The organism is Collinsella sp. MSK.8.10, assembly GCF_019041915.1.
Classification (GTDB): Bacteria; Actinomycetota; Coriobacteriia; order Coriobacteriales; family Coriobacteriaceae; genus Collinsella.
On the sequence record NZ_JAHPYF010000001.1, the window covers coordinates 285,258 to 309,906 of the forward strand.

The 24,649-nt window shown below is 60.2% G+C and carries 19 protein-coding genes; 5 read left to right on the plus strand and 14 right to left on the minus strand.

The genetic code is table 11. The features are described 5' to 3' along the window. Positions 1–170: 170 nt before the first annotated feature. On the plus strand, positions 171–1,517 hold the full coding sequence (locus tag KTF55_RS01165; protein ID WP_217107564.1) for an MATE family efflux transporter: 1,347 nt from the start codon (positions 171–173) through the stop codon (positions 1,515–1,517). 140 nt (positions 1,518–1,657) lie between these two features. On the opposite strand, the gene KTF55_RS10025 is transcribed toward KTF55_RS01165, so the two are convergent. The 9 genes from KTF55_RS10025 to KTF55_RS01210 form a co-directional block, all read right to left on the minus strand. Further along, positions 1,658–1,786 (minus strand): hypothetical protein, encoded by a 129-nt coding sequence (locus KTF55_RS10025; protein WP_006234727.1) that lies wholly within the window; start codon positions 1,784–1,786, stop codon positions 1,658–1,660. Between the two features lie 124 nt (positions 1,787–1,910). After that, complete coding sequence (locus KTF55_RS01175) at positions 1,911–2,333, minus strand: PIN domain-containing protein (RefSeq protein WP_195246043.1); 423 nt, start codon at positions 2,331–2,333, stop codon at positions 1,911–1,913. Next, positions 2,330–2,722, minus strand: coding sequence for a type II toxin-antitoxin system Phd/YefM family antitoxin (locus KTF55_RS01180; protein WP_195246044.1), 393 nt, complete (start codon positions 2,720–2,722; stop codon positions 2,330–2,332). Before KTF55_RS01180 ends, KTF55_RS01175 begins: the two co-directional genes overlap by 4 nt. 284 nt (positions 2,723–3,006) lie before the next feature. Then, a complete protein-coding gene (gene ligA, locus KTF55_RS01185) occupies positions 3,007–5,235 on the minus strand; it encodes an NAD-dependent DNA ligase LigA (protein ID WP_217107562.1) in 2,229 nt (742 codons plus the stop codon). Positions 5,236–5,682: 447 nt separating this feature from the next. Next, a complete protein-coding gene (locus tag KTF55_RS01190; RefSeq protein ID WP_217107561.1) occupies positions 5,683–7,143 on the minus strand; it encodes a S1C family serine protease in 1,461 nt (486 codons plus the stop codon). A gap of 208 nt (positions 7,144–7,351) precedes the next feature. After that, on the minus strand, positions 7,352–8,014 hold the full coding sequence (locus tag KTF55_RS01195) for a response regulator transcription factor (RefSeq protein WP_006234733.1): 663 nt from the start codon (positions 8,012–8,014) through the stop codon (positions 7,352–7,354). A gap of 50 nt (positions 8,015–8,064) precedes the next feature. Next, entirely contained in the window at positions 8,065–9,402 is a 1,338-nt protein-coding gene (locus KTF55_RS01200) for a glutamine synthetase family protein (protein WP_217107560.1), read from the minus strand. Between the two features lie 134 nt (positions 9,403–9,536). Beyond that, positions 9,537–10,559, minus strand: a complete 1,023-nt coding sequence (locus tag KTF55_RS01205; RefSeq protein ID WP_217107559.1) for a LacI family DNA-binding transcriptional regulator — start codon at positions 10,557–10,559, stop codon at positions 9,537–9,539. Between the two features lie 125 nt (positions 10,560–10,684). Continuing rightward, positions 10,685–11,377 carry a GntR family transcriptional regulator gene (locus tag KTF55_RS01210; protein ID WP_217107558.1) on the minus strand — a complete coding sequence of 231 codons (693 nt, stop codon included), beginning with the start codon at positions 11,375–11,377 and terminating at the stop codon, positions 10,685–10,687. Positions 11,378–11,944: 567 nt separating this feature from the next. Between KTF55_RS01210 and KTF55_RS01215 the strand changes: the two genes are divergently transcribed. Next, on the plus strand, positions 11,945–13,036 hold the full coding sequence (locus KTF55_RS01215) for an ATP-binding protein (RefSeq protein ID WP_217107557.1): 1,092 nt from the start codon (positions 11,945–11,947) through the stop codon (positions 13,034–13,036). 298 nt (positions 13,037–13,334) lie between these two features. Next, complete coding sequence (locus KTF55_RS01220; RefSeq protein ID WP_254179304.1) at positions 13,335–13,535, plus strand: FCD domain-containing protein; 201 nt, start codon at positions 13,335–13,337, stop codon at positions 13,533–13,535. Positions 13,536–13,634: 99 nt separating this feature from the next. Here KTF55_RS01220 and KTF55_RS01225 read toward each other — a convergent pair whose 3' ends face one another. The 4 genes from KTF55_RS01225 to kdpA all read right to left on the minus strand — a co-directional run bounded on the left by KTF55_RS01225 (position 13,635) and on the right by kdpA (position 20,326). Then, complete coding sequence (locus tag KTF55_RS01225; protein WP_217107556.1) at positions 13,635–15,584, minus strand: NAD(P)/FAD-dependent oxidoreductase; 1,950 nt, start codon at positions 15,582–15,584, stop codon at positions 13,635–13,637. A gap of 245 nt (positions 15,585–15,829) precedes the next feature. Further along, positions 15,830–16,420 (minus strand): potassium-transporting ATPase subunit KdpC, encoded by a 591-nt coding sequence (gene kdpC, locus KTF55_RS01230; RefSeq protein WP_217107555.1) that lies wholly within the window; start codon positions 16,418–16,420, stop codon positions 15,830–15,832. A 12-nt stretch (positions 16,421–16,432) separates the two neighbouring features. After that, on the minus strand, positions 16,433–18,487 hold the full coding sequence (kdpB, locus tag KTF55_RS01235) for a potassium-transporting ATPase subunit KdpB (RefSeq protein WP_217107554.1): 2,055 nt from the start codon (positions 18,485–18,487) through the stop codon (positions 16,433–16,435). Between the two features lie 15 nt (positions 18,488–18,502). After that, positions 18,503–20,326, minus strand: coding sequence for a potassium-transporting ATPase subunit KdpA (gene kdpA, locus KTF55_RS01240; RefSeq protein ID WP_217107553.1), 1,824 nt, complete (start codon positions 20,324–20,326; stop codon positions 18,503–18,505). 334 nt (positions 20,327–20,660) lie between these two features. Between kdpA and KTF55_RS01245 the strand changes: the two genes are divergently transcribed. Then, complete coding sequence (locus tag KTF55_RS01245; protein WP_217107552.1) at positions 20,661–23,396, plus strand: sensor histidine kinase KdpD; 2,736 nt, start codon at positions 20,661–20,663, stop codon at positions 23,394–23,396. Further along, positions 23,389–24,093, plus strand: a complete 705-nt coding sequence (locus KTF55_RS01250; protein ID WP_217107551.1) for a response regulator transcription factor — start codon at positions 23,389–23,391, stop codon at positions 24,091–24,093. Before KTF55_RS01245 ends, KTF55_RS01250 begins: the two co-directional genes overlap by 8 nt. Before the next feature lie 185 nt (positions 24,094–24,278). Here the strand turns inward: KTF55_RS01250 and KTF55_RS01255 are convergent, their stop codons facing one another. Further along, a complete protein-coding gene (locus KTF55_RS01255) occupies positions 24,279–24,479 on the minus strand; it encodes a hypothetical protein (RefSeq protein ID WP_217107550.1) in 201 nt (66 codons plus the stop codon). Between the last annotated feature and the right edge of the window lie 170 nt (positions 24,480–24,649).

Genomic DNA, 24,649 nt, shown 5'->3' on the forward strand with positions numbered 1-24,649 from the left:
TGCAAGGTTAGCGCCGGCGGCGAGTTCTCGTGACGTGTGTCCATATTCGCTCGGAATAATGGTGCGCGAGACTTTTTCGCCCCACTGTCGACACAAACCTTGACTCTACAATCGTTGTAGGGTTTTCACTACACTGGTAGCTAAACAAACCCAGCCAGAAAGCCCCGCCCATGGAACACGACCTCACACGCGGCAATGTCCTCAAGACCATCGCGGTCTTTGCCCTGCCCTATATGCTCTCGTATTTTTTGCAGATGCTCTACGGCATGGCCGACCTGTACATGATGGGGCAGTTTAGCGGCGCCGCCGGCATCACCGCCGTGGGCAATGGCGCGCAGACGCTCTATATCATTACCGTGACGCTCGTGGGCCTGGCCATGGGAACGACGGTGATCGTCGGCCACGCCGTGGGCTCGCGCCGCTTCGACCGCGCCGAGACCGCCATCGGCAATACCATCACGCTCTTTATGGGCGTCTCGGTGGTGCTGGCCGCTGTCCTGCTCGCGCTGTGCCCGCAAATCGTGGCACTCATTGGCACGCCGGCCGAGGCGGTCGAAGGAACCGCCGCCTACCTGCGCATCTGCTTTGTCGGCATTCCGTTTATCGCCGCATACAACATCCTCTCGGCCATCTTTCGCGGGCTGGGCGATTCGCGCTCGCCCATGTACGTGATCGGCGTGGCATGCATCATCAACATCGCGCTCGACTTTCTGTTTATCGGGCACATGGGACTCGGCCCCGTGGGCGCGGCGCTCGGCACGGTAACCGCCCAGACGGCCAGCGTTGCCCTCGCACTCGTGTGGCTCAAGAGCCGCCGCACGAACATCCACGTTAAGCGCAGCGACCTGCGCCCCCAGCCCGAGGTGCTCGGCAGCATTCTTAAAATCGGCGTGCCCGTGGCCGTGCAGGACGGCTGCATCCAGGTGGCGTTTATGTTTATCACCGTCATCGCCAACCACCGAGGGCTCGTCGACGCCGCCGCCGTGGGCCTGGTCGAGAAGATGATCAGCTTTTTGTTCATTGTGCCGAGCTCCATGGGCGCCACCGTCAGCGCGCTCACGGCGCAAAACGCTGGCGCGGGCAAGGGCGACCGCGCGCGTCAGGTGCTCAAGGACGCCATGACGATCTCGGTGGTGTATGGCTGCCTGATCACGGTGCTGATGTGGCTAGTGGCACCGGCGTTTATCGGCTTTTTTGCCAAGGACGCTGCAGTAGTCGCCGCCGGCACCGGCTATATGCGCAGCTACATTTTCGACGCGATTTTTGCCGGCATTCACATTTGCTTTAGCGGCTTTTTCGCTGCATATGGCAAGAGCTACATCGGCTTTGCGCACAACGTACTAGCCGTGGCGCTCATTCGCGTGCCGGGCGCGTGGCTGCTGTCGAACGCCTATTCCGACACGCTGTTTCCCATGGGCATCGCCTCGCCGTGCGGATCGATTTTGTCGGCGGTCATCTGTGTTGTCGCGTTTACCGTACTCAACCGGCGCGGGGCTTTTGACAAGCTGGTGGCGTAGCGGGGCAACGCGAGATCGCCCTGATCGACGACATCATCAGCGACGACCCCACAACCTACGTGACGCAAATCACGGTGCCGGTTGCCCCGTCCAGATAAGAACTGCCTAGAAAACGTTCGGCTGAAGGCAGAATCTTGACGTTATAGGCCATATTTTGCCTCAAGGTCATCGAGAGCCTCAAAGGCATCACGCGCCGTGCCAGCAGCACGCTCCCGCTCGGCCACAGCTATACGAGCCATCAGACGAGCCTTAGCCTGTTCCTGAACCATGAGGTCGTAGTCCTCGTATCGAAGTACAACAAATTTGCTATAGCCGTTTTTTGTAACAGTCACTGAACCAGGAGCCTCCCAACAAGCTCGCTAAACGCCGGGGACAGTCCCCGATATGGCGGTTTTACTCCTCCGGAATCGGAAACGCACGGATGAACTCTGCAGGCGAGAAGGTCTTGATGGTCGAGCGCACAAAAGCGGCGCGGTCACGCGTGATAATAAAGTCCACGCCGGCACGCTCGGCCATCGCACGGATACAGCCGTCCTCAAAGTCCGGCTCATCGGAATAGGCGGAGGCAAAACAAGCCTCTTGGTCGAGAGACTCTACCGAGTAGCTCTTAAGGCAGTCGCGCACTACCTCGCGCCCGCGCGCCTCGCCGGCCTGTTTGGTGAGAATGTAATACGCGTCCTTGAGAGAGCAGGCCGAAACAACGCCTTCGATAAGCCCCACGTCGACGAGCCCCTTGATCGTTTGCGCCGCTGCGTGCTCCGGCCGGCCCGGAAGCACGCAATCGAGCAGAAAATTGGTATCGAGAAATGCTCTCATAGGTAGCGCTCCCTCGCGACGCGCTTTTCATCTTCAACCGTCATCGTATCGAGCGGCGTTCCTTTTGGCATTTTGGCTACGATATCGAGATACTCCTGGTAGTCCTCATTCTCCGCGAGCATCTCACGGATCTCCTTCCAGGTGATCTTGGGATGCCACATCGTACCCACGTCGCGCTTGGGCTTGTCCGAGCCGCACGTCGGCTTTGCACCCCCGCGCTCCTGGGCAGCGTCATATTCCACTGCAACCGGGCTTTGATAGTCGAGCGGCACGATCTTGAACAACGGCTTGCTCCGCTTGAAGACCACAACCTCCTCGCCCTCATTGGCAACCTTTTCGGCCACCTGCGTAAGGTTTTGGCGCAGTTCCGAAAACGCGACGGTAACCATAACTGCTCCTCTCAACATATATCTTCACTGCTAAGTATACACGTTAATGTTAATGTTAAAGTGTATAAAACTCATCACAATGGGGCAGCCCCGTTGTGGAACCTCACTGCGGGCCCCCTTTGCTTTGTATGAATCTTCTATCGCTCCGGAACGACACCGCTCCGCAGGGTCACCCTCAGCAACCTACATGACGCAGATCATGCTGCCCGCCACCACGCCCAAATAAAAACCTCCCGGAAAGTATCAACCTTTCCGGGAGGTTTTCTAATTTGATTATCGATGTCCTAAGCCTGGGGCACCTCACCAGTAGCCAAGATCTGCTCGAGTGCGTCCTCGTCCAGCACGGGTACGCCCAGCTGCTCGGCTTTGGTGAGCTTGGAGCCCGCTTTGGGGCCAGCGACCAGATAGCTCGTCTTCTTCGACACACTACTCGAAACCTTGGCGCCGAGCACTTTGAGCGCCGCGCCTGCCTCGTCGCGCGTGCGGTTGACGAGCGTGCCGGTGAGCACGAAGGTCAGACCCGCGAGCGGTTGTGCGTCGGCGAGCTCGCCCGCCACGCCAGCGTCGGCTGCAGCTTGCGCGTGTGCGGCGCCCAAATCGACCTCGAGCGACAGGCCCGCCTGACGCAGGCGCTCCAGCACGGCAAGGTTCTCGGGCACGGCCAGGAACTGCTTGACGCTCGCCGCGATCTTGGGACCGATGCCCTCGCACTCGGCGATGTCCTCTTCGCTCGCCAAGATGAGCTTGTCAATCGACAGGAATCGCTCGGCGATGACCTCGCCCACGCTCTTGCCCACGTGGCGGATACCCAGAGCAAACAGCACGCGACCGAGCGGCTGGCTCTTGGACTTGTTGAGCTCGGCGATGATTTTCTCGGCTGTCTTGAGGCCTACCGGAATGGGATCGCCCTTCTTGACGCCCTTTTTGCTGTTGGAGCTGGCATAAGTGCGCCCTGTGTCTAGACCTGCGATATCGTCGACCGTGAGCTGGTAGAAGTCTGCGACATCGTGGATCAGGCCGGCGGCGATCATCTTGTCGACGATCTCGTCGCCCAGGCCGTCGACGTCCATGCAACCGCGGCTCACCCAGTGAAGCAGGCGCTCCTTGAGCTGCGCGGGGCAGTCGATGGAGACGCAACGGTAGGCAACCTCGCCATCCTCGTGGACCACGGGGCTGCCGCACACGGGGCAGACCTCGGGCATCTGCCAGTCGACCGAATCGGCCGGGCGCTTGTCGAGCACCGGGCCCACGACCTCGGGGATTACGTCGCCTGCCTTGTGCACGATGATGGTGTCGCCCTCGCGCACGTTTTTGCGACGGATCTCGTCGATGTTGTGCAGCGTGGCGCGCGCGATGGTGGAGCCGGCGACCGTCACCGGGTCGAACTCGGCAACCGGCGTGAGCACACCGGTGCGGCCCACCTGGATGCGAATTTCGCGCAGGACGGTCTGCTTTTCCTCGGGCGGGAACTTAAAGGCGATGGCCCAGCGCGGTGCGCGGGCGGTAAAGCCCAGGTCGATCTGCTGCTGGAAGCTGTCGACCTTTACGACCACACCGTCGATGTCGTAGTCCAGGTCGCCGCGATGTTCGAGCGCCTGGGCACAGAACTCGTGGACCTCTGCCGGCGTTGCGCAACGAGCCACGTTGGGGTTGACGCTAAAGCCGGCGCTACGCAGCCAATCGAGGAACTCGCGCTGGCTGTGGACGTGCAGCGGATCGGTATCGGCGATGGCGTAGATAAAGGTGGCAAGATCGCGGCGCGCCGTGACCTTGGGGTCCTTTTGGCGCAGGCTGCCGGCGGCGGCGTTGCGCGGGTTGGCGAAGGGGTCGCGGCCCTCGGCATCGGCCTCTTCATTCAGGCGGACAAAGCTGCCCTTGGGCATGTAGACCTCGCCGCGCACTTCGATGGTACGCTCGCGGTCGGCGCCCATATGAGCGAGCGCCGGCTCGGACAGGTGCATGGGCACATCCTTGATGGTACGGACGTTGAGCGACACGTCCTCGCCCGTGGTGCCATCGCCGCGCGTGGCCGCGCGCACGAAGGTGCCGTTTTGGTAGGTAAGCGCCACGCCCAGACCGTCAATCTTAAGCTCACAGGTATAGGTGACGCTGCCGGCGCCGAGCGCATCCTCGGTGCGCTGGAGCCACGCGTCGAGCTCGTCCAGATCCATGGCATCGTCCATGGAATACATGCGTGCCATGTGCGTGACCGGCGTAAACTGCTCGCTCACGTAGCCGCCCACGCGCTGGGTGTAGCTGTCAGGCATTACCAGATCGGGGTAGGTCGCCTCAATTTCCTGCAGCTCAACGAGCATTTTATCGAATGCGGCGTCCGTGATCTCGGGTGCGTCGAGCATGTAGTAGCGGTACGCGTGGTAATCGAGCTCGTGGCGCAGCTCGGCCGCGCGCGTTGCCGCCTGAGCACGGGCATCGGTCGGTGCGGTGGCTTCCGCGGTCGTGGGCGTTTCGGTATCGATGTCCACGCCGTCACCAAACAGGCTCGATTGCTCCATAGCGGCACTCCTTCGCTCGATTTCAAACGGATACTAGAGTACCACCGGTCACGATGGGGCCGAATAACCCTTTCGAACCGCACCGAATCGGCAGCCGCCAGACTGGGGTGGACAGTTAGTTCAGATACGTATAAATCCTAGAGCTGAATCAGGCACGAACACCCCTGTTTCGACTAATTTGGGCTCCTCGAGACCATGTAAACGTCCCGCTCTCCCTTCCAAACACCCATTCGAGCCCCATCCCAATCAAAAATTGTTCAAAACGCATCCCAAGTTGCCCCAGATTTATACGTATCTGAACTAACTGTCCAGGCCATTCCGAACTAAGCCTCTTGCCAGCCACAAGTGATCCGTTTTCCTCCGCCCCCAACGGACCAATAAGAAAAGAGGGGCTGTCCCGCGTTGATGGGACAGCCCCTCTGGCTTCGGCATGTGCGAAATGGCTCGTTAGTAACCCTGGCCGTAGCCCTGACCCTGGCCCTGCTGGCCCAGCAGCTCCTCCAGGTACTGGCGCAGCTGCTCGTCGGTAATACCGCCGTTGCCGGTGTCGGTCGAACTGTCGTCCTGCTGCTGGTTCTGCAGCTCCTCATCGGAGCCCAGCTCGACGGTGACCTTCTTCTCTTCCTTGCCGCGCATGAGCGTGATCTCGACCTTCTCGCCCACCTCGTGGCTGCGCAGCGCGATGATCAGGCCATCGGCGCTCGTAATCTCGTCGTCGCCCAGCTTGGTAATGACATCGCCCTCCTGAATGCCGGCCTTGGCGGCAGGACCATCCTCAACGACGCTCGCCACATACGCGCCGCTATCGGTGCTCAGCTTGTTGGTGCGGGCGTTAAGCGCATTGACGCTCGAAAGCGTAGCTCCCATGTACGGATGCACCGGCGTCTTGCCGTCGATGATCTGGTCGGCAATGTTCTTGGCGTAATTGACCGGAATGGCAAAGCCAACACCCGAGCTGGAGCCCGAGTAGCTCTCGATGAGCGAGTTGATGCCCACCAGCTCACCGTTGTCGTTGACGAGCGCGCCGCCGGAGTTGCCCGGGTTGATGGCGGCATCGGTCTGAATCATGTTGGCATAGATGGTGTTACCGCTGGTAGAGCTCATGGCCGTGGAACGATAGAGCGCCGACACGATACCCGTAGAGACAGACTGCTCGTTGCCGAACGGCGAGCCGATCGCCATGACCCACTCGCCCACGTTGAGCTTGGAGGAGTCACCGATCTCAATCGGCGTGAGCTTGGAGGCGTCAGCATCCTTGAGCTTGATGACGGCGAGGTCGCTCGAGGCGTCGTTGCCCACGAACTCGGCCTCATAGGTGGTGCCGTCGTCCATGGTCACCACGTACTGGTCATAGCCATCAACCACGTGGTTGTTGGTGAGGATGTGGCCCTCGGTATCGAGCACCACGCCCGAACCGACGCTGCCCGAGCTATCCGACTCATCGGCAGACTGCGAAAGCGAGCCATTCTGACTGCCGCTCGAAGTGGCAGTGATGGAAACCACGGAGGGCAACGCCTTGGCAGAAACGGCCTCGGCCAGCGTGGTGTCCTCGGAATCGATCGTGATCTTTTGCGTCGATGAACCCGAAGCGCCCGCCGTCACGGCATTCTTGCCGCCACCGATATCGAGCGTGCCGCTCATAATGAGCGCAATGACCAGCAGGGCTCCGCAGGCGCAACCGGCGAGTGCCGTAATAAAGATCGGCAGCTTTTTGGTTTTGGTCTTGACCACCGTGTGCTTGTTCACAACCTGCTGACCGCCGAGCGGCTTGCCGGTCTGCGTGTCGTAGGCCTGCACGTAGGGAATGTTGCTGCCGGCAGGCGTCGACTCCACCTGCACACGCGGCTGCTGCTGGGTCTCGCCAGCGTTGCCCGCATCCTGGGGACGCTGGGAATCGTTCTCGCTCATGGCTGCGATCCTTTCGTCAAATAACCAAAGGCCCGCCAAACATGTGGCGGGCCATCATTGTTCACGTTGAGTTGTACCCCAATATGCGGGTGCACGTGTATGAGAACGCAATCTTTTAGGAAGGCTTAAGTTCTGTTGCAGATTCGAGAGGAACCCGCACCTGCGTCAAAACCACCACAAAGGTGCCTGTCCCCTTTGTGGTGGAAAGCTAGTCCTTAAACAGATAGCCCACGCCGCGGACGGTGGTGATATGTGCCGCAATCTGCGGGCCCACCTTGGAGCGGATGCGTCGGATGTGCACGTCGACGGTGCGCGTGCCGCCGCAGTACTCAAAGCCCCACACGCGGTGCAGCAGCACCTCGCGGCTGTAGGCGCGGTTGGGATGCGTCGCCAAAAAGCTCAGCAGCGAGTACTCCATCAGCGTCAGGTCGATGGGCTCGTTATCGAGTGTCACCTGGTAGGTAGCCAGGTTAATCTCGAGGTTATCGATGTTGAGCACATCGTCGGCGGTGACAGTCTCCTCCTCGCCCATCAGGCGCTGCGCGCGAGCCTTGAGCTCGTTGGGCGTCGCCGTGGGGCATACAAAGTCGGCATGCGCGTGATTCGGCAGGCGCAGGGTGCCGAGCGCCTCGTCGTCAACGATCACCAACATGGGGACGCCGCCGCGATCGTCAAGCCACTTGGCAATCTGATCGATGCGATCGCTGCGAATGCCGTCGGAATCGAGGATCAGCAGGTCAAAGTCGTGCGCCGCAGTAGGCGAATCGGGGGTAGCCAGGCTCACCTCGACACCCAGGGTGGTCGTCAAGCTGCGGGCAAACTCGTGGAAGCGCGTCGTGCGCGCCATGAACAGGGCACTCTTTTCGGACATATCGGCCTCCAAGGAAATGAGCTCAATCGTACTGGAACAAGCCAGCGCGATTAGGAGTTCGCCAGATAATGCTTGATCTCCCACTCGGTGATCGTGGACTCAAACTTATGCCACTCGTTGCGCTTCTTTTTGAGGAAGAAGCTGTGAATGTGCTCGCCGAGGGCATCCTTCATAAACTGCGAGTCCTCAAAGACGTCAAGCGCCTCTTTGAGCGAGCGCGGCAGCGGCGCGTAGCCGGCCTCGAGCATCTGACGGTCGGTGAGTTTGAGCGTCTCGGCCGTGGCCTCGGGCGGGAGCTCCAGCTTGCGCTCGATGCCATCGAGACCAGCCGCCAGCGTGACGGCGTTGACCAGGTACGGATTGGCCATGGGGTCGGGGCTGCGCAGCTCGATGCGCGTGGACAGCTGCTTGCCGGGCTTGTAGACCGGGATACGGATCATGCTCGCACGATTGCGCAGGCCCCACGTGGCGTACTGCGGCACGGAATCGCCACCCGTGGTGATGCGCTTGTACGAGTTGACCGTGGGGTTGGTGATGGCGCTAATCTCGCGCGCGTGCGCAAGGATGCCGGCCATGTAGTGCTTGGCGATATCGGAGAGGTGGTACCTCTCGTCGTCCTCGCCCCAAAAGACGTTGTTGCCGTCGTGGTCGAACAGCGACTGATGCAAAAACATGGCGCTGCCGTCCTCGCCCGCCAACGGTTTGGGCATAAAGGAGGCGTGGCAACCGCTCTCGTAGGCCTGCTGCTTAATGATGAGTTTGGCCGTGGTGACGGCGTCGGACATACTCAGGGCCTCGGCGTGACGCAGGCTCATGCCGTGCTGCGAGCGGCCGGCGGCGTGGAAGGTGTACTCCACGGGCACGGACATCTTCTCGAGCGTGAGGACCGTGTTGCGGCGCAGGTCGCGGGCGGCGTCACTCACCGAAAGATCGAAGTAGCCCACGTTGTCGAGCGGCTCGGGGGTGTGCTCGTCGGGGAAATAGTAATACTCCAGCTCGGCGCCCACGTTAAGCAGATAGCCAGCTTTCTCGGCCTTGCGGAACATGCGGCGCAGGGCATCGCGCGGGTCGCCGGCAAACGGCTTGCGATCGGGAGTGCACACGTCGCAGAACACGCGGGCGACACCGTTGTGGCTCGGGCGCCACGGCAGAATCTGGAAGGTCGAAGCATCGGGAAACGCCAGCATGTCGGCTTCCTCGGGCGTGGCAAAGCCCTCGATAGCGGAGCCGTCAAAGCCAATGCCCTCCTCAAAAGCGACCTCGAGGTCCTCGGGGCTAATGGCAAAGTTCTTGAGGCGGCCGAGAATGTCGACAAACCACAGACGCACAAAGCGGATGTCACGCTGCTCTACGGAGCGGAGTACGTAATCGATGTTCTGCTGGTTCATGTCGCTCCCCTTTCTTTCGGGCGGGTTTCGACTGGTCTATACCGCAGATACTATCGCAGAAAAATGTTTCCGCAGGGTTAAAGCGTATCAAGCGCTCAAAAAACGTGTGTGAACAGGCGGTCACGAACGAATGGTTAGCGCGAGGTCGATGCGCGGTGTTCGATGTGGCCGGGGATCTCGATGCGCTTAGGGGCGAGCTTTGCGGCATCGCCCACCGTAGTGGTAACGACGTCGATGCGCTCGGACAGACGCTCGACTACGCGCTCGGCAATGGTGAGGGTGTCCTGCGCGGCCGTGGTCACACCGCCAAAGAGCACGTGGTTCCAGGGATAGTCGTCAAACGTTGCGATCTTGAGACCCGCCGGCAACGAAGGTCCCAACTGTGCCAGCGCCTCGGTCAGGCGCAGGAAGACCAGACCGTTGACGGCAATGAGGCCGAGCTTTTTACCCGCATAGCCGCGGATGGTCTCGTCCAGGCGGCCAACGCCCATGGCGCCACCGTCGGCCAGGGTGACGACCTCGCCCGCAAGACCGCGGCGCGAAAGCTCGTCGGCAAAGGACTCGGCGCGCTCGCGACGCACGGGGCTGTCATCGCTTGCCTCGGTGAGCAGGCACAGGCGCTCGCTGCCCGCGACAGCCAAGGCGTCTACCAGGCCGGCGACCAGCTCACGGTTGTTGGAGGTCACCAGATCGACACCGCCGGCGGCAATATCGCGGTCGAGCAGCACGACGGGCAGGCGCCCCGCAGCCGCGGCAATCGCCTCGTCATTGCCGCCGCAGGTGTTGACGACCAGGCCGTCCACGCCGGCATCGATAAGTCTGGTGAGCGACTCTGCCTCCTTGGCGGGATCATTGCCGCTAATGGCCGTCATAAGCGAGCAGCCGCGCGCGGCGGCGCTGGCGGAAAGCCCTTCGAGCATGGCGCTCGAGAACGGGTTAGCAATGTCGGCCAAGATCACGCCGATGAGGTTGGTACGCGAGCTGCGCAGATTGCGCGCGGCGGCACGTGGGCGATAGCCGGTGCGCTCGATAACCGCCGCGATGCGAGCACGGGTTTCCTCGGTCATCTGCCCGGGGCGGTTGTTGAGATAGCGCGAGACCGTGGCCGGGCTCACGCCCGCCTCGGCGGCAATGTCCTTGATTCTCATCTGCGCCATGGCGCACCCCGTTTCCCCATTGTCAGCAGTCTGAGCCATTTTAGGCATTTTCTTAAAAATCTCGCTTGCAAAGTGCCGTAGGTGAGCAGCACCATTTTTGTGTCTCGAACAGATGCGATAATGGGCTAGATAGACAAGTCTTTGGACAGCTCAAAATAGTCGGGATGCAAGGCAATAACCGGGCCCTGCTCCTCGGGCATCAGGTGCAAGTGTGTCTCGGCCAGATAGCTCGCCGCATCGGTATCGCCCCTCTTAATGGCCTCGAGAATCCGACGATGCTGCCGACGAATCGGCTCCCAATCCAAATCCTGCGACACCATACGCAGCCAGTTATACCGCTCAAAATGCGTATTGATGCTCTTCATCCAATCCCACAGCATGTGGCGACCGGCAATCACAAAACACGTCTCATGAAACAGGTTATCCAAGTCGAAAAAGCGACGCGTTTCGCTATGGTCGAGCGACTCGGACTCGGCAAGAATCTGCTCAAGCCGATGCTTTTGCTCGGGCGAGGCGGCCGAACAGCATTTAATAAGCACGCTTCTCTCGAGTTTCTCGCGCAAGAAACAGGCATTCTCGGCACGCTCCATGCTGATTTTCGAGACATAGGTGCCGCTTTTGGGACGCGTTTCCACCAGCTCCTGCTCACGCAGGCGCACAAAGGACTCGCGAATGGGCGTGCGCCCGATTCCCGTCTCCTTTTCCAGACCAATCGCCGAAAGGCGCGTGCCGGGCCTGAGCTCGGCATAGATGATCTTGGAGCGCAGTGCGTTGTATGCCTGATCTTGCAGGCTCTGATAATGCTGGTGTTGTTCCATAAAGCCCTCGGATGAAGCCCACGGTTTGTCGAATATCACCATGTAATACTATCGCATCCCCCGCCCCCTCATAAGTTGCGGTGGAATAGTTCCTGCTCAAAGCCTTCAGCAGCAAAAACAGGAACTATTCCACCGCAACTTCCAACAGTCTTTTTGGGACGGGGCTTTTTGGCCACCCCGGGCCGCAGGTCGGCCCCTTGCCACAAAAGGGGCCCATCTACTACGTTAACGCGGAGAGCCCAGACCATGCTGAAAAGTGCGAAAACAAAACCGCAGATAGAGAGCTTATCGATTTTCAAAATAGCCGACTGTGGTTGACCTCTGCGGCTTAAACGTAGTAGATAGGCCCTATTCGTGGCACAGCACTACTGCACCCCAAATTGGCACCCCGAGCCCTCGTGAGTTGCCAACAAGCTGTTCGTCCAGCGCTTTATCCGCGCGGCATTTGGAAAATAGCACCACCGCAAAACCCGCGAGTAGCGCTTACTTTGCTATATCTCACTATACTTTGCTATATCTTGCTATACTTTGCTATATCTTGCTATATCTTGAGCAAAGGTGGCTCACATGCAAACAAACCCTTTTAAGCCCACAGCAGGTAAAACACCTCCCACGATTATCGGCCGCGAAGATGTACTCGAAGAATTCAGTGAAGGCCTCGCCAACGGGCCTGGTGCCCCGGGGCGCCTAATGCGCATAGCTGGCGTCCGTGGAACGGGCAAGACGGTCCTCCTTGACGAGTGCTCACGTTTGGCGCAAAGCCGTGGCTGGACGGTCATAAAAGAGGTCGCAACCGAGGGACTTTGCCAGCGCATTCTCGAACAGCTGCAGCCCAAATTCCAGGCCAAACACGCCAGATTTGAGCCCACCGTAGCTGGCATATCCATCGGCAGCATAGATATTGAGCGAATCGGCCCATCGCTACGCGACGCCATGAGACAGACAATATCCAAGAATGGAAATGGCCTGCTCATCACTCTCGACGAGGTTCAAGACGCAGAGCTCGATGAGGTCCGAACGCTCTCCATTGCGATTCAGCAGGTTATCGGCGAAGACCTTGATATCGCCTTTGTTTTTGCTGGGCTGCCTTCGATGATTGAAAGCATCATCAACGGAAAGACACTTACGTTTTTGCGCCGTGCCCTCCCCTTTGATCTGAAGGCCGTGGCAGTAACCGAAGTGTCGTACTCCCTCGAGGAAACCATTGAAGCGTCTGGCATGGAGTTGCAGCCAGGTATTGCCGGCCAACTTGCCGAGGCAACGCAAGGCTATCCTTTCATGATCCAACTCGTTGGATACTACGCATGGCAGTTGGCAAGACGCGCACATACAGCGATTATTGGAGAAGAAGAAGCCGAGCGTGGCATTGCAACGGCACGCGAACGCTTCTGCGCCATGGTGATTGAGCCCGCGCTGCAGCGCATTCCGCCCACGTGCATCGCTTATCTGCTGAGCATGGCGTCTTTGGGGCAGACGAGCTCGACCAGCATGGTTGCCGATGCCCTAAACAAAACGCCTCAACAGGTGAGCTCCGTCCGCAGCCGCCTGTTAAGAGAATCGATTATCGAGGCTCCTTCGTACGGCAAGGTCTCATTTGCCATCCCCTACATGCGCGACTACCTCTGCGAACACAAAGCCGAACTGGAAGTTGAACTGTAGAAACGGCAACTTCCCTGCAAGACGAAAACCGTTTTCGTACGGATTTAAAGCAGACGTAAACGGTTTTCGTCTGTTTTACGTTCGGAAATAAGACGCAAATTGCACTTTCGTATGGTTTTACGCCAAACGCAACACGCTTTCGTCCGGCTATGCGTCCCCAATCCAGACGAAAAAGGCCCCGAGCTCGTGTGAGCTCGGGGTTCTTTGTGCCGCACATCAATGAGAGGGAATCGATGCGCACGGGCGCTACTCCATGTAGCCGCCCTGGGATGGCGGAAACCTCGTCGTTCCCCGCCTGATGGGCGTGCTCAAGGCATCCGTCCCCCTCTTTATCGACGTGACCGACAAAAAGCTCGTCGAGGAAACTATCCGCACGCACCGCGATGTGGCCGACGCCATCGCCTCGCGCAATCCCACCGCCGCGCATGACGCGATGTATCTGCACCTGGTGTATAACCGCAACATGATTGCGGAGGGAGCAGAAGCAAAAGGCATTTAGGGCCCGACAATAATCTTTCTTTGGCAAAACGCAAGCGGCGGCCGCCCAACACACAGGGCAGCCGCCGCTTTTTGCAATCGATTGGCGCAAAGGGGTTGATTAGAGCTCGCAGGCAACCTTGTAGCCATCGCCGATGGCGTCGCGGATGTTGCCGCACTTGTTGGCGTCACCCAGCACGTGGGTGGTAACGCCGGCAGCGGCAAGGTCGTCGGCAAGCTTGGTGTTGGGACGATAGCCCATGGCAAGCACCAGTGTATCGGCACCGGTGATGGTGTGGACCTCGCCGTCCTTTTCGTAGCTGATGGTGTCCTCGGTAATCTCGGTCACCTTGGCCTCGGTCAGCACGTGAACGCCCTTGGAAAGCATGCGCGTGATGAGCACCGCGCGGCCGGCACCGCCCTCGTTGGCGGCGAGCGTCTTGGTCATCTCGATGACGGTGACATCGCGGTTGGCCGGCGACAGATCATTGACCAGCGGGGCCAAGTAGTCGGCCGTCTCGCAGCCAACGGTGCCGCCGCCCACGATGACGATCTTCTTGCCCGGAAAAGCCTTGCCGCCCAGCAGGTCGTCGGCCGTCATAACCTGCTTAAAGCCCTGCATGAAGGCCGGAGCGATGGGCTCGGCGCCATAAGCCAGGACAACCTCGTAGCCCGCGTAGTCACGCTGAATGTCCTCGGCAGTAAGCTCGGTGCCAAATACGCACTTCACGCCGGCCTCGGCCAGGCGACGATACTGATACTTGATCACGCGGGTGAGTTCCTGCTTTGCCGGCGGAACGGCTGCGATACGCATCTCGCCGCCCGGCTCGTCCTGCTTATCCACGAGCACCACGTTGTGACCGCGCTTGGCGGCAATGAACGCCGCCTCCATGCCCGCGGGACCGGCGCCCACAACCAGTACGTTCTTGGCCTCAGCGGCAGGCTCGTAGCCGGCCTCGTCGCGCTCCACGTCCGGGTTGACAGTGCAGGAGATGCGCTTGCCAAACATAATGCCGTTCAGGCAGCGCAGGCAGCCGATGCAGGGGCGGATGTCATCGGCGTTGCCGGCGGCTGCCTTGTTGCAGAACTCGGCATCGCACAGATTGGCGCGGCCCATCATGCAGATGTCGGCAGCACCGTCCTCAATCAGCTCCTCGGCAATCCATGCCTCGTTAATGCGGCCGACGGTGGCGACGGGAATGTTCACGTGCTTCTTAATCTCACGCGAGCAAGCGGCGTGCGAGGCCTGCTGCGTGCCGGCAGCGGGAATCGCAGAGCCGCGCTTGATGGTGGTGCCGCCCGACACGTGAATCATGTCGACGCCGGCCTTCTCCAGGCGACGCGAGACGTAGATCATGTCGTTGAGGGTCAGGCCGCCATCGGTGTACTCATCGCCCGAGATGCGGACGTCGATGATAAAGTCCTTACCGCAGCGCTCGCGAATCTCGGCGATGACCTCGAGCAGGAAGCGCATGCGGGCGTCGAGCGAGCCGCCGTACTCGTCGGTACGCTTGTTGTAGAGCGGAGTCAAAAAGCCGCCGAGCATGCCGTGGGCGTGCGCCGCATGGACTTCAACGCCATCGACGCCAGCCTTCTGCATACGCACGGCAGCGTCGCCAAACTGATGCGTAAGCTCGTGAATCTCATCGACCGTAATGGGGCGCGGCGCCTCGCGGGCATAGGACGGGCCCACAAAGGACGGAGCGATCAGGCGCGGCGTGCCCGGAATGTTAAAGGCCATGTAGGCGGGGTGGAAGAGCTGCGGCATGATCTTGCAGCCATACTCGTGGACGGCCGCGGCGAGCTTTTCCCAGCCAGGGATAAACGTGTCATCGTAACAGCACATGTCACCCGGCAGATAGGTATAGGTGGGCTCGACCGTCACGACCTCGGTGATGATCAGGCCTACGCCGCCCTTGGCACGGGCACGGTAATGATCGACCAAGTCGTCGGTCACATAGCCATGATCGGCCAGGTTGGTGGACACCGGCGGCATAAAGACGCGGTTCTTGACCTCGGTCGTACCGACCTTGATCGGGCTAAAGAGCATCGGATAGGCGGAGGACTCCATACAGGCTTCCTTTCGTTTGAGCCGCTCGGCGGCAGTTGCTAACACACTTATCGTATCAGTAACCGCACGGTACCCGACCGCACGCGCTCCCCAGCCTCTGCTCGGCCCACAAAAAAGTTGCGGTGGAATAGTTCCTGAATGAGGCGCTTGGCGCACCAAACAGGAACTATTTCACCGCAACTGATGGGCGGGGTGGAATTGAGGGCTCAGATAGTCAGTCATGCCCTCATCCGCCACTCCCTCACCTACAGCGCGCCGTCCAGCATAAGGTTCACCTTGAGCACGTTGACCGTGGGCTCGCCGAACACGCCGAGGAAACGGCCCTTGGTGCACGCGGCGATGATGTCGCGCACCTCGTCCTCACTTTTGCCCGTTGCCTTGGCAAGGCGCGGGACCTGGTACTCGGCGGCATCCGGAGAGATCTCCGGGTCGAGGCCGGACCCCGAACACGTCACCAGGTCGACGGGCACGGCGTCCATATCGGCATCGGGGTTGGCGGCGCGGATCTTCTTCACGCGCGCATCTATCAGCTGCCGATACTCCTCACTCGCCGGGGACAGGTTGGACGGGGTGCCGTAGGCCATGAGCCCGCCGTCCTCCCCCTCGACGATAGTCACGTTCTGGATGCGGCCCCACATGTGGTCCTCATCCTCGAAGTTCTGGCCGATCAGCTCGGAGCCCACAATCTTGTCGTCGACCTTGATGAGCGAACCGTTCGCCTGATACGGGAACGCAACCTGGGCGATGCCGGTCACGACGAGCGTATAGCCCAGGCCGCAGACAACGGTAAACAGCGCGAACACGCCCAGTGCGCGCGATGCAACACCTTTGAACATACAAACCTCCACTTACATAATGCCGCAGAACGCGAGCAGCATGTCGATGAGCTTGATGAATACGAACGGGGCAACGATGCCGCCCAGACCCCACACGAGCAGGTTGTGGGTCAGCAGCTGTCCGGACGGGACCTCGCGGTACTTAACGCCCTTCAGCGCGGCCGGAATCAGCGCGACGATAACGAGCGCGTTATAGATGATGGCCGAAAGAACCGCGGACAGCGGGCTTGCCAGACCGAGGATGTTAAGCGCGCCAAGGCCCGGGTAGATCGGCGAGAACAGGGCCGGGATGATAGCGAAGTACTTCGCCACGTCGTTGGCCACCGAGAAGGTCGTGAGCGAACCGCGGGTCATGAGCAGCTGCTTGCCAATACGCACGACCTCGATGAGCTTGGTGGGGCTGGAGTCGAGGTCGACCATGTTACCGGCCTCCTTGGCAGCCTGGGTGCCCGTGTTCATGGCCACGGCAACATCTGCCTGCGCCAGCGCCGGTGCGTCGTTGGTGCCGTCGCCGGTCATGGCGACCAGGTGGCCCTCGCGCTGGAACGCGCGGATCTTCTCGAGCTTGCCTTCGGGGGTGGCCTCGGCCAGGAAGTCGTCCACGCCCGCCTCGGCGGCGATAGCGGCGGCAGTCAGCGGGTTATCACCCGTCACCATGATGGTCTTGATACCCATGCGGCGCAGGTCGGCGAACTTTTCCTTCACGCCGGACTTGATGATGTCCTTAAGGTAGACGACGCCCAGCACACGTCGGTCCTTTGCCACGACCAACGGGGTGCCGCCCACCTTCGCAATGCGTTCGACGGCCTCGTCGCACTCCTTCGAGAACACTCCTCCGGCAGCCTCCACATAAGCGCGAACGGAATCGGCCGCGCCCTTGCGAATCTCGCTGCCGGCGTAGTTCACACCGGACATGCGGGTCGCCGCGGTGAAGGGGATGAACTCCATGCCCTTGTCCTCGAGCGTGCGGCCGCGCAGCCCAAACTGCTCCTTGGCGAGCACGACGATGGAGCGGCCTTCGGGGGTCTCATCCGCCAGAGAGGACAGCTGCGCGGCATCGGCGAGTTCTGCCGGATCGACACCGTCGACCGGAATGAACTCAGCGGCCTGGCGGTTGCCCAAGGTGATGGTGCCGGTCTTATCGAGCATGAGGATGTCGACGTCGCCGGCGGCCTCGATGGCGCGACCGGACATGGCCAGCACGTTGGCCTCGTTCAGTCGACTCATGCCGGCGATGCCAATGGCGGACAGCAGCGCACCAATGGTGGTGGGCGCCAGACAGACGAGCAAGGCAACGAGCGTGGTCACAGCGGTGGGGTTCGCCATACCGTTGAGCCCTGCAGAGAAACTCGAGTAGCAGTACAGTGCGAGCGTCACGAGGATGAAGATGACGGACAGAGCAACCAGAAAGATCTCGAGCGCGACCTCGTTGGGGGTCTTCTTGCGGGCGGCGCCCTCGACCATGGCGATCATCTTATCCAGGAAGCTCTGGCCAGGCTCGCTGGTAATTTTCACCACAATCCAATCGGAAAGCACGGTGGTGCCGCCAGTGACGGCAGAACGGTCGCCGCCAGCCTCGCGAACCACGGGTGCAGACTCGCCGGTGATGGCCGACTCATCAACCGAGGCGGCACCCTCGATGACATCGCCGTCTCCCGGAATCTGCTCGCCGGCGCGCACGACCACCAGATCCCCGCGTGAGAGCTCGGTACCGGGAACGACCGTGAAGCGATCCTTATCCTCGACGGACTCGATGCGATGGGCCTCGACGTCCTTTTTCGCCGCACGCAGGGAGTCTGCCTGCGCCTTACCGCGGCCCTCGGCAAGTGCCTCGGCAAAATTTGAAAAGAGGTCGGTCAGCCAGAGAATGACGGCAATGGCAATCACATAGTACGTGGGAACGTCGGCGTCCTGTACCCCAAAAATAGAGGCGATGGCCAGAATGGAGGTCATGGCGGCCGACAGCCACACCAGGAACATGACCGGGTTTTGGACCTGGACACGGGGGTCAAGCTTGGCAAATGAATCGCGCACCGCGCGGCTCATCATGTCTTTTTGCATAGCCATAAATCTGCGACTCCTTTACGCAACCATCTGGAAGAATTCGGCAACGGGACCAAGCGCCAACGCCGGGAAGAAACTCAGGGCGCCAATCAGCAGAACGACGAATACCAGCAGGAACACGAACATGGCATTGGTGGTGGAAAGCGTGCCGGCGCTCTCGGCGACCTTGCCCTTCCCGGCCAGCGAGCCCGCGATGGCGAGCGTGCCCACAATCGGCAGGAACCGCGCGAACAGCATCTCGATACCCAGCAGCACGTTGATCCACGGGATGTTGCAGTTCATGCCGGCGAATGAGGAGCCGTTGTTGCCGCCAGCCGAAGTAAGGGTGTACAGGACCTCGGAGAAGCCATGCGCCCCGCCGTTGTTGAGTTGGTCGACAAGACCGGGCACCATGCAGGCGATAGCGGAGCTCACCAGAATGGCGAACGGGGTGGCGAGACACAGAACCACCGCCCAGCGCATCTCGGTCGGCTCGATCTTCTTGCCCAGGAACTCGGGCGTGCGGCCGACCATAAGGCCGGCGATAAACACCGTGAGGATGGCGAAGCCGATCATGCCGTACAGGCCGCAGCCAACGCCGCCGAACACCACCTCGCCCAGCGCTATCTGGAGCATCTGGACAAACCCGCCGAGCGGGGTGTAGGAGTCGTGCATGGAGTTGACCGAGCCGTTGGAAGCAGCCGTCGTGAAAGCGGACCAGGTGGAAGAGGAGGCGATGCCAAAGCGGCTCTCCTTGCCCTCCATGTTGCCGCCCGCCTGGCCATCGGTCATCTCGATGTTGACCGCGCCGCCATCTGCCAGCTGCGGCGTACCCATATGCTCGTTAACAGCGATGATGCCGGTAAAGACCACGAGCAGGATAAGCATCGCCGCGAAGATGGCCTTGCCCTGCCTGGCATTCTTGACACCGATACCGAAGGTGAAGCAGCAGGCGACCGGAATCAGCAGCAAGCTGGTCATCTCGATGATGTTGGTGAAGGCATTGGGGTTCTCATACGGATGCGCAGAGTTCACGCCAAAGAAGCCGCCGCCGTTGGTGCCGGACTGTTTGATGGCAACCTGGCTGGCCGCAGGACCCTGGGGCAGGAACTGCTCGGTGACCACGCGCGCGCCCTCGACGACCTTGCCGTCGACCTTGACCGTGTCGCCCTCGATCTGGGCGCCGTCGATGACGCTCCAGCCGCCGCCTGCATTAGGCTGGACAGCGACGGGCTCTACGAGCTCAGCCTTCTGAGCCGGCTGGAAGTTGGAGATGACGCCACCGGCAGCCAGGCAGATGCCGAACACGAGGTTCAGCGGGATGAGCACATACAGGACGGCGCGGGTGAGGTCGACCCAGAAGGAACCCAGACCCTGCTCCTTGACCTGACGGAAGCCGCGGATCAGCGCGAACATGACCGCAATACCGGTGCCAGCGGAAACGAAGTTCTGCACGGTGAGGCCCATGAACTGCACAAAGTAGGACAGGGTGGTCTCACCGGAATAGGATTGCCAGTTGGTGTTGGTTATGAAGGAAGCAGCCGTATTAAACGACAGGTCCCATGACACACCCGGCAGGTGCTGGGGATTGCCTGGCAAGAAAGACTGAAGTGCCTGGAGTGCCACAAGAGCCACGAGGCCGATCCCCGAAAAGACCAGCACGCTTGCCAGATAGCGCCTACACCCCATCTGCTCTGCCGCGTCGATGCGAAGCAGACGATAGACGCCACGCTCCACAGGAGCAATCACGGGCGACAGGAACGTATGCTCACCATCCATGATATGGGCCATGAACCGACCGAGCGGAACGGCCAGGACGACGAGCACGGCAAAGTACAAGATGTACTGAATCGCAGCCTCCATAGTTTACGAATCACTCCTCATCAGAATGTAGATGTAATAGATAAAGAGTCCAATGCAGATAACTCCGATGATGGGAATGAGGATGTCCATTTACCGCCCCTTTCACGCGCGGTCCGATGTCTCGGACGCCTGCTCTCGCAAGCGTCTGGGGACAGTAAACGCTTCTAGGGATTAAAGAGGCGTGAGGGCCGGGGCTCACGTCCTTAAGATGCCGTAAAGATGCAGGTAGAAAGCACTATTGCGGCTGCAGTGCGCCTATACTCGACCTCGCGAGCATACAGTGGCGTCCTCACCGCGTATGCACGCATGGACAACGCTTCAGAAAGGCTACGTTATGCAGCGCGACGCATCGGACACTCGCGTCAATCCAGACCTCATCCTCAAGGCAATTGAGAAAGACGAGGTCGCCGATGACGCTCGAACCAGCCGGGGACACCTCAAGATTTTCTTTGGCTACGCTGCTGGCGCGGGCAAAACCTATGCGATGCTTCAAGCCGCCCACGCCGCCAAGCGGCGAGGTGTCGACGTCGTCGCGGGATACATCGAGCCGCACGAACGTCCGGCAACTGCCCATCTTGCACAAGGGCTTGAGAACGTGCCCTGTAAACTCATCGAACACAACGGCATTACGCTCAACGAGTTCGATCTAGATGCGGCTATCGAACGCGCCCCTCAGCTCATCCTTGTCGACGAGCTCGCCCATACGAATGCGCCGGGGTCTCGCCACGACAAACGCTATCAAGACGTCGAGGAACTTCTACATGCGGGCATCGACGTCTATACGACCGTGAACGTTCAGCATATCGAGAGCCTAAACGACATGGTTGCATCCATCACCGGCGTTGTCGTGAGCGAACGAATCCCCGACCGTATCTTCGATGATGCCGACCAGGTCGAGCTCGTCGACATAGAGCCCGAAGACCTACTTGAGCGCCTTCGCGCCGGCCTCGTCTACCGTCCCGCACAAGCCGACCGAGCGCAACAGCATTTTTTTACCGTCGAGAACCTCACCGCACTCCGAGAAATCGCGCTGCGCCGCTGCGCCGATCGCACCGGCCACCTCACAGACGCCGCACGCGTGCTGGGAAACCGTGACTACTACACCAAGGAGCGTATCTTAGTCTGTGTCTCCCCGGCGCCGACCAATCCCCGCATCGTCCGTGCCGCCGCACGCATGGCGAAAGCGTTTCGCAGCGAGCTCGTCGCCCTGTTCGTAGAGAGCCCGCGCACGCAAGCCATGAGCGATGATGAGCGCACCAAGCTTGCAGCCAATATCGCCCTAGCCGAGCAGCTCGGAGCACATATGGAAACCGTCTATGGCGACGACGTCGCGTTTCAGATCTCCGAGTTCGCGCGCCTGTCGGGTATTTCGAAGATCGTCATGGGGCGCACGGGCGAGCGCAGCAGCGTCCGTCAGACCCTCTTCGGCCGCAAATCTCTCGTAGAACAGCTCATAACATTCGCCCCGAACCTCGACATTTACATCATTCCAGACCAGTCGACTCCGCCCTCCCGGCCCAAAGGACGCCGCCGTGCGCTCTCCCTGCAGCCGCCCAGCAGCCGAAACGTACTTCGCACGCTGGCCCTCTCTCTTGTCGCCACGGCAATCGGCACGGCTTTTCGCCATCTGGGATTTGCCGATTCCAGCATCATATCCCTCTATATCCTCACGGCCCTGCTGACCGCCGTCACCACGACGGGGCGTATCTGCACGATCGTATCGAGCGTGCTCTCTGTAGTGCTTTACAACTTCTGCTTCGTCACGCCTCTGTTTTCGCTCGCCAGCTACGACCGAAGCTATCTGGTCACGTTCGGCATCATGTTCGCTACCGCTATGGTCGCCGGCGAGTTAACTGCGCGCATCGCCGACAACGCCCGTACCTCCGCCGAGAACGCATTCAAAACGCGCGTACTCCTCGAAACGAACCAGCTCTTGCAGCAAGCCCATAGCGCGGAGGAGTGCGCCCGCGTCGCCATGAACCAACTCATCAAACTGCTAAAACTCGACGTGGTCTTCTACACCGCCGAACACGGCACGCTCGGCAAGACGCTCTATGAGTCCGCTGGCACCGAAAACCGATCCGCGTCGCTGCTCACCGACTACGAGCGCGCCGTTGCAACCTGGACCTACACCAACAACAAGCGCGCGGGCGCAAGCACGCGGACCCTGCCTGAGGCGCGCTGTCTCTACCTCGCGGTTCGCACCGGCGACAAGGTATTCGGTGTCATCGGCATCGCCCTGGAGGGGCGCGAGATCGAAGCCTTCGAGCATTCGATCGTCCTATCTATCGTAGGTGAATGCGCCTTGGCGCTCGAAAGCGACCGGGCGGCGCAAGAGCGCGAAGAGGCTGCGGTCTTGGCGAAAAACGAGCAGCTGCGCGCCAACCTTTTGCGCTCCATCGGCCATGATTTGAGGACACCCCTCACGGCTATATCCGGATCTGCGGCAATCCTTCGGAAGAGCGACGAGAAGCTCAGCCTCGAACAACGCTGCGATCTTGCCGATGCCATCTACGACGACTCCCTCTGGCTTATCGATACCGTGGAGAACCTCCTCGCCATCACACGCGTCGAGGACGGCACCATTCGCCTCAACTTCACATCCGAGCTCATCGACGAGGTCATCGAGGCCGCCCTCAGCCATGTCGCCCAAGCATCGCATGGACGTGCCGTCACCATCGAGCACACTGACGACATCCTGCTGGTACGCATCGACGTCCATCTCATCATGCAGGTGCTTACGAATCTCATCATGAACGCCTTCAAATACACGCCCGAGGACTCGACTGTCACCATCAGCGCACGTCGCGAGGGCGCGTTCGTCGTGGTGGACGTCGCAGACGATGGGCCGGGTGTGGCAGACTGCGACAAGCCTCATATCTTTGAGCGCTTCTTCACCTCAAGCAATACGCGGCCCGTGGATTCGCGTCGAAGCATCGGCCTTGGGCTGTCGCTCTGCCGCTCCATCGTAGAGGCGCATGGCGGCGTCATCGAAGTTCGCGACAACCACCCCCATGGGGCCGTCTTCCGTTTTACCCTGCCTGCCGAGGAGATCGAGATTCATGAATAATGCCGCTAAGCCACGCATCCTCCTGGTCGAAGATGACCTGACCGTTCAAAACCTCGTTTCGACCGCGCTTGACCTCCACGGCTATGTCGTGAGCAAGGTTTGCAACGGCCAGGCCGCCATCATGGATGCGGTGTCGCACGGCCCCAGCCTCATCATGCTCGACCTCGGCCTTCCCGACATTGACGGTATCGAGGTCATCGCGAAGATCCGAAGCTGGTCGGCAGTCCCCATTATCGTCATTTCGGCGCGCACCGAAGATTCCGACAAGATTGCAGCACTTGACGCAGGGGCAGACGACTACCTCACCAAGCCCTTTTCTGTGGATGAGTTGCTCGCGCGCGTCCGTGCGAATTTGAGGCGCTCCTCGATGGCGTCGAGCGAGTCGACAGAAGCGAGCACGTTTGACAACGGTCCGCTGCATATCGACTACGCCGCGGGATACGCGACGAAAGACGGACGCGAGCTCTCGCTCACCCCAACCGAGTACAAATTGCTCGTCCTTCTGGCGAAAAACGTCGACAAGGTCCTCACCCACACTTTCATCACCCGCGAGATATGGGGCACGAGCTGGGACAGCGATCTGGCGAGTCTGCGCGTGTTCATGCGCACCCTGCGCAAGAAGATCGAAGCAGACCCCTCTCACCCCAAGATGATTCAGACGCACATGGGTGTCGGGTACCGCATGCAGCGTCTCTAGCCCACCCCACAAAAAGTTGCGGTGGAATACGGAGTAGATAAGGCTTTTGACAGCCAAAACAGTCCGTATTTCACCGCAACTGATTTAACGATACCCAAAAATACTCTTCAGCTCGCCTCGCTCGCGCTCAAATGCGCAAAGCGCCCCGCGAACGAATGCCCACGGGGCGCTTTGATGTCCGGACCTTATTTGATACCGCGGCCCAGGTCTTCGGCGATTTTGTCCACGCCCTTAAGTGCGGCGCACGTCTTTTTGTTGGAGCAATGCCCGGTGCAAACGCCACCCTGAGCGCAGTCGGCGCAGGTGCCCTTACGGTGGATGCGCACGCATACCGCGACAAACGCAATACCGATAACAGCCAGTACAACAATATCGATAGGTGCCATAGCAAGCCTCCTCTAGTTAACCATCACTTACTTTACCCCATTCTCCACCTACCAAAAAGGGACAGGTTTATTTTGGTCGGTTTTATCTGCGGAAACGCCACATCTTAACTTCTGGGGCAAAGTAATCTGTCTCCCATGCACAAAAAGCCCGGGGTCGCTGGGACACCCGG